This is a genomic window from Massilia agilis, assembly GCF_024756255.1.
Taxonomy (GTDB): Bacteria; Pseudomonadota; Gammaproteobacteria; order Burkholderiales; family Burkholderiaceae_D; genus Telluria; species Telluria agilis.
Genome location: NZ_JANUHB010000010.1, coordinates 1 through 11,105 on the forward strand (window position 1 = coordinate 1; position 11,105 = coordinate 11,105).

The 11,105-nt window shown below is 65.5% G+C and carries 13 protein-coding genes; 10 read left to right on the forward strand and 3 right to left on the reverse strand.

The window, feature by feature from the left end:
• Nucleotides 1-222: 222 nt before the first annotated feature.
• A complete protein-coding gene (locus tag NX774_RS23130; protein ID WP_258824656.1) occupies nt 223-999 on the reverse strand; it encodes an enoyl-CoA hydratase in 777 nt (258 codons plus the stop codon).
• 114 nt (nt 1,000-1,113) lie between these two features.
• Between NX774_RS23130 and NX774_RS23135 the strand changes: the two genes are divergently transcribed.
• Nucleotides 1,114-2,370 (forward strand): MFS transporter, encoded by a 1,257-nt coding sequence (locus tag NX774_RS23135; RefSeq protein WP_258824657.1) that lies wholly within the window; start codon nt 1,114-1,116, stop codon nt 2,368-2,370.
• Here the strand turns inward: NX774_RS23135 and mltA are convergent.
• Nucleotides 2,367-3,587, reverse strand: a complete 1,221-nt coding sequence (gene mltA, locus NX774_RS23140; protein ID WP_258824658.1) for a murein transglycosylase A — start codon at nt 3,585-3,587, stop codon at nt 2,367-2,369. The two genes, NX774_RS23135 and mltA, sit on opposite strands and share 4 nt — an antisense overlap.
• A 30-nt stretch (nt 3,588-3,617) precedes the next feature.
• On the opposite strand from mltA, the gene NX774_RS23145 reads away from it, so the two are divergent.
• Nucleotides 3,618-3,746 (forward strand): hypothetical protein, encoded by a 129-nt coding sequence (locus NX774_RS23145; RefSeq protein WP_258824668.1) that lies wholly within the window; start codon nt 3,618-3,620, stop codon nt 3,744-3,746.
• Here the strand turns inward: NX774_RS23145 and apaG are convergent, their stop codons facing one another.
• Nucleotides 3,747-4,121 carry a Co2+/Mg2+ efflux facilitator ApaG/CorD gene (gene apaG / locus NX774_RS23150; protein WP_258824659.1) on the reverse strand — a complete coding sequence of 125 codons (375 nt, stop codon included), beginning with the start codon at nt 4,119-4,121 and terminating at the stop codon, nt 3,747-3,749.
• A 162-nt stretch (nt 4,122-4,283) separates the two neighbouring features.
• Between apaG and rpe the strand changes: the two genes are divergently transcribed.
• From rpe to NX774_RS23190, 8 genes are all read left to right on the forward strand, one after another.
• Nucleotides 4,284-4,955 carry a ribulose-phosphate 3-epimerase gene (gene rpe, locus NX774_RS23155; RefSeq protein WP_258824660.1) on the forward strand — a complete coding sequence of 224 codons (672 nt, stop codon included), beginning with the start codon at nt 4,284-4,286 and terminating at the stop codon, nt 4,953-4,955.
• A complete protein-coding gene (locus NX774_RS23160; protein ID WP_258824661.1) occupies nt 4,955-5,653 on the forward strand; it encodes a phosphoglycolate phosphatase in 699 nt (232 codons plus the stop codon). The genes rpe and NX774_RS23160 overlap by 1 nt, the downstream gene beginning before the upstream one ends.
• Before the next feature lie 193 nt (nt 5,654-5,846).
• Nucleotides 5,847-7,343, forward strand: coding sequence for an anthranilate synthase component I (trpE, locus tag NX774_RS23165; RefSeq protein WP_258824662.1), 1,497 nt, complete (start codon nt 5,847-5,849; stop codon nt 7,341-7,343).
• A 1-nt stretch (nt 7,344) separates the two neighbouring features.
• Nucleotides 7,345-7,908 carry an anthranilate synthase component II gene (locus tag NX774_RS23170; RefSeq protein ID WP_258824663.1) on the forward strand — a complete coding sequence of 188 codons (564 nt, stop codon included), beginning with the start codon at nt 7,345-7,347 and terminating at the stop codon, nt 7,906-7,908.
• Between the two features lie 134 nt (nt 7,909-8,042).
• Complete coding sequence (trpD, locus tag NX774_RS23175) at nt 8,043-9,080, forward strand: anthranilate phosphoribosyltransferase (protein WP_258824664.1); 1,038 nt, start codon at nt 8,043-8,045, stop codon at nt 9,078-9,080.
• 9 nt (nt 9,081-9,089) lie between these two features.
• Nucleotides 9,090-9,725, forward strand: coding sequence for a LysE family translocator (locus NX774_RS23180; protein ID WP_258824665.1), 636 nt, complete (start codon nt 9,090-9,092; stop codon nt 9,723-9,725).
• 8 nt (nt 9,726-9,733) lie between these two features.
• Nucleotides 9,734-10,525: an indole-3-glycerol phosphate synthase TrpC gene (gene trpC, locus NX774_RS23185; RefSeq protein WP_258824666.1), complete on the forward strand. Its 792-nt coding sequence runs from the start codon at nt 9,734-9,736 to the stop codon at nt 10,523-10,525.
• A gap of 2 nt (nt 10,526-10,527) precedes the next feature.
• On the forward strand, nt 10,528-11,016 hold the full coding sequence (locus NX774_RS23190; protein WP_258824667.1) for an energy transducer TonB family protein: 489 nt from the start codon (nt 10,528-10,530) through the stop codon (nt 11,014-11,016).
• The last annotated feature ends 89 nt before the right edge of the window (nt 11,017-11,105 follow it).

Genomic DNA, 11,105 nt, shown 5'->3' on the forward strand with positions numbered 1-11,105 from the left:
CGTTTTGTTCGTCAGCAGCAGAGAAGTGAGATTATGCAGTGTTTCGCGTTCGTCGTCAACTTCTTTTTTACATCGTGTCATTCAGACACTACCTCACAAGTCCTTCGCAACCGGTTGATTTGCTGCGTGTTTCTCGCGAGGGACCGAACTATAGCAAAGCGCCGCGGTGCTGCGCAAGGGCTTTTTTCAGCCTTGCAATCTTGGCAAGCACCGCGACATCCCTCACTTGCCTTCAAAGTTCGGCGGACGCTTCTCCAGGAAAGCAGACATGCCCTCTTTCTGCGCCTCGGTGCCGAAGCCGGCGTGGAAGTAGCGGCGTTCGTAACGCACGCCTTCGGTCAACGTGGTTTCGAAGGCGCGGTTGACGGAATCCTTGATCGCCATTGCCACCGAGACCGACATGCCCGCGATCGTGTTGGCGATCGCCAGTGCCTCTTCCATGACTTTGTCCGCCGGGAAGACGCGCGACACCAGGCCATTGCGCTCGGCCTCGGCGGCATCGATCATGCGGCAGGTCAGCAGCATGTCCATTGCCTTGTACTTGCCGATCGTGCGCGGCAGGCGCTGGGTGCCGCCGGCACCCGGGGTGACGCCCACCTTGATTTCGGGCTGGCCGAACTTGGCGCTGTCTGCCGCAATCAGCATGTCGCACATCATCGCCAGCTCGCAGCCGCCGCCGAGGGCGTAGCCGGCGACCACGCCGATCACCGGCTTGCGCACGTTCAGGATGTGCTCCCAGTTGCGGCCGATGTAGTTGCCCGGATAGGTGTCCGCGTAGGTGTAGTTCGCCATTGCCGCGATGTCGGCGCCGGCGGCGAAGACCTTCTCGCTGCCGGTCAGGACGATGACGTTCACGGACGGGTCCGCGTCGAACTTGTACAGGGCGTCGCCCAGCTCGTTCATCATGTTGTCGTTCAGCGCGTTCATCGCCTTGGGGCGATTGAGGCGAATCACCACGACTTTGCCGTGGTTTTCGATCAGCAGGTCTGCGTATTGCATGGGACACCCTTTCGTAAGTTGTCGAACTAAGCGATTGTAGCGCCTCCCCTGTTAAAAAAGGCAACGCGCGCTGCTATCATTGCTCTCTTATCAACACGCGCGCGCTCCCGGCCCATGACCACCGTGACCTCTGAAGTCGATGCCGCCAACGACAAGCTGCGCAGCCGCGACTTCCGCCACCTGTGGCTCAGCAACGCGCTGACCAACTTCGGCGCACAGATCACCATGCTGGCCCTGCCGGTCTGCGCCGCCTTGCTGCTGCATGCCTCGTCCAGCCAGATGGGCGTGCTCGCGGCGTGCGAGACCCTGCCGTTCCTGCTGTTCGGCCTGCCGGTCGGCGTGCTGCTCGACCGGCACCGGCGCCTTCCCGTCATGCTGTGCAGCGACACCTTGGTTGGCATCGCGCTGGCGAGCGTGCCGCTTGCATGGTGGTTCGGCACGCTTTCCATTCATTGGCTGTACGCGGTCGGCTTCGTGATCGGCACCGGCTACGTGGTTGGCGGCGGCGCGGAGCAGGTGTTCCTGACCTTTATCGTCGGCCGCGACAAGCTGGTCGATGCCCAGGCGCGCTTCGCATCGACCGAGTCGGCAGCCCGCCTGCTCGGCCCGGGCATCGCCGGCACGCTGGTGCAGGTGGTCGGCGCGCCGCTCGCGGTGCTATGCAATGCGGCGGGGTTCGCCGTGTCGCTTGTGAACCTGCGCATGATCCGTTCACGCGAACCGCAGCCGGAACGCAAGGACACGCACCCGGTGCGCGAGATGATCGACGGCCTGGCTTTCGTCTGGAACCACCGCCTGCTGCGCAAGCTTGCGTGGGTGTCTGGCGGCTGGCACCTGATGTTCTTCGGCTTTAACGCGCTGCAGGTGCTGTTCGCCCTGCGCGTGCTGGGCCTGGCGCCCGGCGTGATGGGCACCGCGCAGATGCTGGGCGGCGTTGGCGTGCTGGCTGGCTCGCTGCTCGTCAAGCCGCTGACGCTGCGCTTTGGCGTGGGGCCGGTCCTGCTGTTGGGCCAGGTCGCCTCGGCGATCGGCTGGGTGCTGATGCCGGCGATACCCGCGGCGCTGTGGGGCAGCGAGACCGCCACCGCCGCAGTGTATGCGGTGGCGATGTTCTGGGTGGACTTTGGCGCCACCCTGTTCTACATCCCCTACGGCGCGCTGCGCCAGAAGGTCACGCCGGACCCGATGCTGGGCCGGATGATCGCGACGATGCGCTTTTTGACCGTGGCGATGGCGCCCGTCGGTTCGATGCTCGCGGGCGTGCTGGGCGAACGCTTTGGCGTGCGCACCGGGCTGGCCTGCGTTGGCGTGGGCGCGCTGGCCCTGGTGCTGGCCGCCTCGGCAGGCGACCTGCGCAAGGTAAGGGACTAAGGCTGGCGCGGGGCCGGCTGGGGCAGCAGCACCCAGAGCGAGCCGCGCTGCTTCATCAGGCCCGCATTGTCGGCCGCGCCGTCGCCGAAGCCGAAGAAGAAGTCGGCCCGCACCTCGCCCCGAATGGCGCCGCCGGTATCCTGCCCCATCACCAGGCGGCGCATCGGAACCTCGCTGCCCGGCTCGGTGGTGGACAGGAAGATCGGTGCGCCAAGGGGCAGGAACTTCGGATCGACCGCCACCGAGCGGGCGGGCGTGAGCGGCACGCCCAGCGCGCCCTTCGGCCCCACGCCCGGGTCGGGCAGCTTCTCTTCCTTGAAGAAGATGTAGCTCGGGTTCACGTTGAACAGCTCCTGCCTGCGCTCCGGGTGCGCCGCGATCCACGCCTTGATCCCCTGCGCGGTGGCCTGCTCGACCGTCAGCTCGCCCTTCTCCACCAGCCAGCGGCCGATGGCCTTGTACGGGTGGCCGTTCTGGTCGGCGTAGGCGATGCGCACGGTTTCGCCGGTGTCGTCGAGCCTGACCCGGCCCGAGCCCTGCACCTCGAGGAAGAACGCTTCCACCGGGTCGTTCACCCACACCAGCTCCTTGCCGGGCAGGTTGGCGCGTTCGATTTCGGCGCGCGTGCTGTACGGGACCACCTTGCGGCCGGACAGCCGCCCGCGCAGCACCCTGCCCTTCAGGTCCGGGTAAACGCTCGCCAGGTCGATGGACAGCAGGTCATCCGGCACCTGGTAGAGCGGCGTCTGGTAGCTGCCATGCCGCTTGCGCACGCCGTGGAGCATCGGCTCGTAGTAGCCCGTGATCAGGCCCGTGTCCGAACCGTCTGCGGCGCGGATCTGGTTGGGCACGAACCAGCGCTCGAAATAGCTGCGGATCGCGCCCGCGTCACCGCCATCGACCACGCGCGCGGCGGTGCAGGCAGGGCGCCAGTCGGCGCGGTTCCCCAACGCCCTGCACGAGGCCATGAACGACGGCCACGCCTGGCGCAGGTCGTCGTCGCGCCAGCCGGGCAGCAGCTCGAACGTGGTGGGCGTCATCAGGGGCGCCGGTTGCGGCTTGGCCGGCGCCACCTCGGGCACGGCGACCGGCCCGACCGGCGGCGGCATCGTGACCGGCGGCTTGGGCTGCGGTTGCTGCACGGGCGTGGTACATGCGGCCAGCAGCCAGGCGACGGCGGCAAGCAAAGCGGGTAAACTGCGGCGAGTCGTCAGCATAAGACGTGAGAGAAGAATATGTGGATACTGATGTTGGAGGCTTTTGGCGCCCTGTTCCTGCTGGTGTTCATCGTCTGGTGGACGATGTTCTCGGGCCGCGAGCCCGGTGGGCGCAAAGACCGCGCCGAACACCGCGAAAACGATACGCCCGGTAGCTGATCAGTGCAAGGTCTTGGGCAGCGACAGCACGAACTCGGGGATCGGCGCTTCGAAGCGGTGCCCGTCCTCGGCCACGAAGAAGTAGCGCCCGACCATGGAGCCGGTCGGCGTCGAGATCTGGGTGCCGCTGGTGTATTCGAACTGTTCGCCCGGCTGCAGCAGCGGCTGGTGCCCGACCACGCCCAGGCCCGCCACCTGCTGCACATGGTTGTTGGCGTCGGTGATGGTCCAGTAGCGCGAAATGAGCTGCGCGGCGACAGTGCCGGTGTTCTTGATCGTGATGGAATAGGTGAACACAAAGTTGGTCCGATTCGGGTCGGACTGCTCCGGCAGGTACTGGGTCCTGACCGTGACAGTGAAATCGTAGACGGGCATCGGTTTTCCTTGTGTTATCCGTTTGCTCTTTTATGCAGGGTGGGCGATCGACGCCCGGCGCCAAGCCGCCATCATACAGAATGACGCGCCAGCGCGCGTTCCGCCAGCAGGCGGCGCCAACGGCGTAAAATAACGGGTTCAGACCAACCGCACCCGCAATCCATGACCACCTACCGCATCGCCCCCAGCATCCTGTCGGCCGATTTTGCTCGCCTCGGCGAAGAAGTCCGCAATGTCGTCGCCGCCGGCGCCGACATCATCCACTTCGACGTGATGGACAACCATTATGTTCCCAACCTGACCATCGGCCCGCTGGTGTGCCAGGCGATCCGCCCGCACGTGCAGGTGCCGATCGACGTGCACCTGATGGTCAAGCCGGTGGACCGCATCATCCCCGATTTCGCCAAGGCCGGCGCGAACATCATCACCTTCCACCCCGAGGCGTCGGAGCACATCGACCGCACCCTGCAGCTCATCCGCGACAACGGCTGCAAGGCCGGCCTGGTGTTCAACCCGGCCACGCCGATGCACTGCCTCGAGCACGTGATGGACAAGCTCGACATGATCCTGATTATGTCGGTGAACCCGGGCTTCGGCGGCCAGTCCTTCATTCCTGAAGCGCTCAAGAAAATCGCCATCGCGCGCCGCCTGATCGACGAATCGGGCCGCGACATCATGCTCGAGGTCGATGGCGGCATCAAGGCCGACAACATCGCCGCCGCCGCTGCCGCGGGCGCGGACACGTTTGTCGCCGGCTCGGCCATCTTCGGCAAACCCGACTACAAGGCCGTGATCGACGCCATGCGCGCGCAGCTCGCGACCGTGCGCGCCTGATGCGCCCGGGCGCAGCGGCGATCCGCGCCGCCATCATCGACCTGGACGGCACGATGCTCGACACCATGCCGGACTTCGAGCTGGCCCTGAACGGCATGCGCGCCGAGCTGGGCCTGGCGCCGATCAGCCAGGCGACCATCGAACCGATGGTCGGCAAAGGCTCGGAAAAGCTGATTCGCGACGTGCTCTCGCTCGACCTGCCGCCCGAGCGCGTGGCCGCGCTGTACGACCAGGCGATGGCGTCCTACCAGCGCCACTACCTGGCCATCAATGGCGAGCGCAGCGCGCTGTACGGCGGCGTGGTGGAAGGGCTGCAGGCGCTGCGTGCGCAGGGCCTGCGCCTGGCGTGCGTGACCAACAAGCCGATCGCCTTCGCCACCCCGCTGCTGGCGCAAAAAGGACTGGCGCCGTACTTCGAGCTGGTCTATGGCGGCGACTCGCTGCCGAAGAAAAAGCCCGATCCGTTGCCCCTGTTGCAGGTTTGCCGCGACTTCGACCTGGCGCCGCAGCAGGTGGTGGCGATCGGCGACTCCTCCAACGACGCGCAGGCCGCGCGCGCGGCCGGTTGTTTCGTATTGACAGTGCCTTACGGGTACAACCATGGACGGCCTGTACACGAAATTGATTCCGATGGTATAGTAGACACGCTGTTTGACGCGGCGAAACTGATCGAAGCGCACAACGGCACTACAAACTAACCTCACAACTCCATGTTTTTCACGAAAAAACACACCGTCAACCTGACCGGCGCCCATGAGGCCTGGCTGTGGCGACGCTGGCAATCCTGGGCTAACTGACCCAACATGATTGCTGCCGGCTGTGTTCGTTCGCCGGCAGGTTTTTTGAAAAACCACCGCCACTCCCCCTCCTCGTGGCGGCCCGGAGAAAAGCATGACCGAACTCGAATTCAAATCGCTGGCCAACCAGGGCTACAACCGCATCCCTTTGATCGCGGAAGCATTCGCCGATCTCGAAACCCCGCTCACGCTGTACCTCAAGCTGGCCCAGAGCCAGGACGCCGGCAAGAACACCTTCCTGCTCGAGTCCGTGGTCGGCGGCGAGCGCTTCGGCCGCTACTCGTTCATCGGCCTGCCCGCCAGGACCCTGCTGCGCAACTCGGGCAACCTGACCGAGGTGGTGAAGAACGGCGAAGTGATCGAGCGCTTCGAAGGCAATCCGCTGGAATTCATCGAACAGTACCAGGCGCGCTTCAAGGTTGCGGTGCGGCCGGGCATGCCGCGCTTTTGCGGCGGGCTGGCGGGCTACTTCGGTTACGACACGGTGCGCCACATCGAGAAGAAGCTGGCCGGCGGCGCGCCGCAGGACGACCTGGGCCTGCCGGAGATCCAGCTGATGCTCACCGAAGAGCTGGCGGTGATCGACAACCTGTCCGGCAAGCTGTACCTGATCGTGTACGCCGATCCGTCGCAGCCGGAAGCGTATGCGAAAGGCCGCCAGCGCCTGAAAGACCTGCGCATGATGCTGCGCCGGAGCGTGGATGCGCCGGTCACCACCGCCTCGGTGCGCACCGAGGCCGTGCGCGACTTCAGCCGGGAGGAGTACCTGAAGGCGGTCGCGGTGGCCAAGGAATACGTGATGGCGGGTGACCTGATGCAGGTGCAGATCGGCCAGCGCATCCGCAAGCCCTACGTCGACTCGCCGCTGTCGCTGTACCGCTCGCTGCGTTCGCTGAACCCGTCGCCGTACATGTACTACTACAACTTCGGCGACATGCAGATCGTCGGCGCCTCGCCCGAGATTTTGGTGCGCAACGAAGCCTTGCCCGACGGCGGCAAAAAGGTCACGCTGCGCCCGATCGCCGGCACCCGCCCGCGCGGCTCCACCCCGGAACGCGACGCCGCGCTGGCCGACGAGCTGCTGGCCGACCCGAAGGAGATCGCCGAGCACGTGATGCTGATCGACCTGGCGCGCAACGACATCGGCCGCATTGCCAAGACCGGCACGGTCAAGGTCACCGACCGCATGGTCATCGAAAAGTACTCGCACGTGCAGCACATCGTGTCCAACGTCGAAGGCGTGCTCAAAGACGGCATGTCCAACCTGGACGTGCTGCGCGCGACCTTCCCGGCCGGCACCCTGACCGGCGCGCCGAAGGTGCGCGCGATGGAGATCATCGACGAGCTCGAGCCGGTCAAGCGTGGCATCTACGGCGGCGCCTGCGGCTACCTGTCGTTCGGCGGCGAGATGGACGTGGCGATCGCGATCCGCACCGGCGTGATCAAGGACGGTAACCTGTACGTGCAGGCCGCCGCCGGCATCGTGGCCGACTCGGTCCCCGAAATGGAATGGCAGGAAACCGAGAACAAGGCGCGCGCCGTGCTGCGCGCAGCCGAGCAAGTGCAAGACGGCCTGGATGGGGAGATCTGAGATGCTGCTAATGATCGACAACTACGACTCGTTCACCTACAACATCGTGCAGTACTTCGGCGAGCTGGGCGAGGACGTGCGGACCTACCGCAACGACGAAATCACGATCGCGCAGATCGAGGAAATGAATCCGGACCGCATCTGCATTTCGCCGGGCCCGAAGTCGCCCAAGGATGCCGGGATCTCGGTGGACGTGCTCAAGCACTTCAAGGGCAAGCTGCCGATCTTGGGCGTGTGCCTGGGCCACCAGGCCATCGGTGAAGCCTTCGGCGGCAAGATCGTGCGCGCCAAGCAGGTCATGCACGGCAAGACCTCGCTGATTGCGCATACCGGGGTGGGTGTGTTCAAGGACATCCCGAGTCCGTTCACCGTGATCCGCTACCACTCCCTGGCCATCGAGCGCGCCTCGCTGCCCTCGTGCCTGGAAGTGACCGCGTGGACCGACGACGGCGAGATCATGGGCGTGCGCCACAAGGAGTACGACATCGAGGGCGTGCAGTTCCACCCCGAGTCGATCCTGTCGGAGCACGGCCACAAGATGCTCAAGAATTTCCTCGAACGCTGATACCCGTAGGGTGGGCAGCTTGCTGCCCACGCGGTGATACGCGGCTCCGATACCCCGCAGAGGCAATTCCCTGCCGCGTATCGCCGCGTGGGCAGGAGACCTGCCCACCCTACCAAACCGAAACTGGACCTGCCATGCCGATCACCCCTCAAGAAGCACTGCTGCGCTGTATCGAACACCGCGAGATCTTCCACGACGAGATGCTGCACCTGTTCCGCCAGATCATGTCGGGCGAGATGTCGCCGACCATGATCGCGGCCCTGACCATAGGCCTGCGCGTGAAGAAGGAAACCATCGGCGAGATCGCGGCGGCGGCGCAGGTCATGCGCGAGTTCTCGACCAAGGTGCCGATGGCCGACACCCGCAACCTGCTCGACATCGTCGGCACCGGCGGCGATGGCGCGCACACCTTCAACATCTCGACCGCATCGATGTTCGTGGCAGCCGCCGCGGGCGCGCGCGTGGCCAAGCACGGCGGGCGCAGCGTGTCCTCGTCCTCGGGCTCGGCCGACCTGATCGAGTCGCTCGGCGCGCACATCGACCTGAAACCCGAGCAGATCGCGCAGTCGATCGCGCAAAGCGGCATCGGCTTCATGTTCGCGCCCAACCACCACACGGCGATGAAGCATGCCGCGCCGGTGCGCCGCGAGCTGGGCGTGCGCACGATTTTCAACATCCTCGGGCCGCTGACCAACCCGGCCGGCGCGCCGAACATCCTGATGGGCGTGTTCCACCCCGACCTGGTGGGTATCCAGGTGCGCGTGCTGCAGCGCTTGGGTGCGCAGCATGCGGTGGTGGTCTGGGGCCGCGACAACATGGACGAAGTCTCGCTCGGCGCCGGCACCATGGTCGGTGAACTGGTCAACGGCGAGATCCGCGAGTACGAGATCCACCCCGAAGACTTCGGCCTGCACATGGTCCACACCCGCAACCTGAAGGTGGCCAATGCCGCCGAGTCCAAGGCCAAGGTGCTGGAAGCGCTGCGCGGCGAGCCGGGCCCGGCGACCGACATCGTGGCGCTGAACGCCGGCACCGCGCTGTACGCGGCCGGCGTGACCCCAACGATCGAGGAAGGCCTGGCCAAGGCCCGCGCCACCATCGAATCGGGCGCCGCACTGGCCAAGCTGGAGCAGTTCGTGCAGGTGACGCGCCAGCTGGGCGCGGCCAGCTAAGGCACCTGCATGTTCGGCATTCACGACCTTGCCCTGTTTGTCGTTTCGGGCCTGCTCCTGAATATCATGCCGGGGCCGGATTCCCTGCTCATCATGACGCGCAGCGCCACCCAAGGCTGGCGCGCGGGCGTGACGGCGGCGCTGGGCATCGGCGCAGGCGTGTTCGTGCACGTGTTCGCGGCCGCGCTGGGGCTATCCGCCGTGCTGGCCACCTCGGCCACCGCGTTCACGGTCGTGAAGCTGGCCGGCGCCGCCTACATCCTCTACATGGCCGCCGGCCTGTTGATGAGCAAGCGGCGCGGTGACGCCGCGGCGCCTGTCGCGCTGCCTGCCCTCCCCTACCGCAAGATCTTCGCGCAGGGCTTCCTGACCAATGTGCTCAATCCGAAAGTGGCGGTGTTCTTCCTCGCATTCGTCCCGCAGTTCATCAGTGCGGATGCGCCCAACAAGGCGCTGGCTTTCGTCATCCTCGGCTGCATTTTCAACATCAACGGCACCTTGTGGACCACTGGCCTGGCGCTGTTCACGGCCAAGGCCAGCCAACGGGTCAAGCTCAATCCCTCCCTGTCGCTGTGGCTCAACCGCGCCACCGGCGGCCTGTTCGTCTGGCTCGGCGTGAAGCTCGCGCTGGCCAAGCAACACTGAAAATCATCATGTCCGACATCCTCAACAAGATCCTCGCGGTCAAGGCCGATGAAGTGGCCGCCGCCAAGAAGTACCGTGACCTGGCCAGCCTGCGGCGCGAGGCCGAGGCCAGCCTTGAGCCGGTACGCGGCTTTGAGAACAGCCTGCGCAAGAACATCGCTGCCGGCCGCGCCGGCGTGATCGCGGAAGTGAAGAAGGCTTCGCCGTCCAAGGGCGTGCTGCGCGAGGACTTCCGCCCCGCCGAGATCGCCGCCAGCTACGAGGCGGGCGGCGCGTCCTGCCTGTCGGTGCTGACCGACGTGCATTTCTTCCAGGGCGCGACGGAATACCTGCAGCAGGCGCGCGCCGCATGCGCGCTGCCCGTGATCCGCAAGGACTTCATCGTCGACATGTACCAGGTGTACGAGGCGCGCGCGATGGGAGCCGACGCGATCCTGCTGATCGTGGCTGCACTCGACCATGGCCTGATGGCGGAACTGGAAGCCTGTGCGCTGGAACTTGGCATGGATGTGCTGGTCGAATCGCATGACGGTGATGAGCTGGCGGCGGCGCTGAAGTTGCGCACCAGGCTGGTCGGCATCAACAACCGCAATCTGCGCACCTTCGAAACCTCGCTGAACACCACGCTCGGCCTGCTGCCGCGCATCCCGGCCGACAAGCTGGTGGTGACCGAGTCGGGGATCATGGTGCCCGATGACGTGAAGCGCATGCGCGACGCGAACGTGCATGCCTTCCTGGTGGGCGAGGCGTTCATGCGCGCGCCCGATCCTGGGGCTGAATTACAACGATTGTTTGGCTGACCATGAACACGACCATCCGCACGAGCGCCATTTCCCTCATCCTCCTGGCCAGCTTGTGCGGATGTAGTTCGGTCCAGTCCGTCAGTTCTTCCACCGCGCGGCTGGCTTCGCGCATCTTCCATCCCAACGCCACGCAGGCGCCGGTTGCGCCGCCCTCCCCCAGCCTCGACGCGTACAAGACGCAGGTGGCGTATCACGTCATGCAGCGCAATCCGGGGCAAACCTTCAGCGGCCGGCTGCCGCCCATGCTGCCTGCGATCGTGGTGCTGAACATTACGGTGGACAAGGACGGGCAGGTAAAGGACGTGGAGGTGCAGCGCTCGCGCGACCCCGATGCGTCGCGCGTGGCGGTCGATTCGATGCGGCGCAGCGGCCCACTGCCCAAGCCGGCCAGCCTGCTGGCCAACAGCGATGCGCTGACGTTTTCCGAGACCTTCCTGTTCAACGACCAGTACCGGTTCCAGTTGCGCAGCGTAGCGGGGCCGCAGTAGCGTTCGTTTCGCGTAGGGTGGGCACTTGTGCCCACGCGGAGATACACAGCTCCGGCCTCACACAAAGGTCTTTCCCTGCCGCGTATCTC

Coding starts and splice junctions, on each gene's coding strand:
- NX774_RS23130 (WP_258824656.1), bottom strand. CDS start 999: ATGCAATACGCAGACCTGCTGATCGAAAACCACGGCAAAGTCGTGGTG.
- NX774_RS23135 (WP_258824657.1), top strand. CDS start 1,114: ATGACCACCGTGACCTCTGAAGTCGATGCCGCCAACGACAAGCTGCGC.
- mltA (WP_258824658.1), bottom strand. CDS start 3,587: ATGCTGACGACTCGCCGCAGTTTACCCGCTTTGCTTGCCGCCGTCGCC.
- NX774_RS23145 (WP_258824668.1), top strand. CDS start 3,618: ATGTTGGAGGCTTTTGGCGCCCTGTTCCTGCTGGTGTTCATCGTCTGG.
- apaG (WP_258824659.1), bottom strand. CDS start 4,121: ATGCCCGTCTACGATTTCACTGTCACGGTCAGGACCCAGTACCTGCCG.
- rpe (WP_258824660.1), top strand. CDS start 4,284: ATGACCACCTACCGCATCGCCCCCAGCATCCTGTCGGCCGATTTTGCT.
- NX774_RS23160 (WP_258824661.1), top strand. CDS start 4,955: ATGCGCCCGGGCGCAGCGGCGATCCGCGCCGCCATCATCGACCTGGAC.
- trpE (WP_258824662.1), top strand. CDS start 5,847: ATGACCGAACTCGAATTCAAATCGCTGGCCAACCAGGGCTACAACCGC.
- NX774_RS23170 (WP_258824663.1), top strand. CDS start 7,345: ATGCTGCTAATGATCGACAACTACGACTCGTTCACCTACAACATCGTG.
- trpD (WP_258824664.1), top strand. CDS start 8,043: ATGCCGATCACCCCTCAAGAAGCACTGCTGCGCTGTATCGAACACCGC.
- NX774_RS23180 (WP_258824665.1), top strand. CDS start 9,090: ATGTTCGGCATTCACGACCTTGCCCTGTTTGTCGTTTCGGGCCTGCTC.
- trpC (WP_258824666.1), top strand. CDS start 9,734: ATGTCCGACATCCTCAACAAGATCCTCGCGGTCAAGGCCGATGAAGTG.
- NX774_RS23190 (WP_258824667.1), top strand. CDS start 10,528: ATGAACACGACCATCCGCACGAGCGCCATTTCCCTCATCCTCCTGGCC.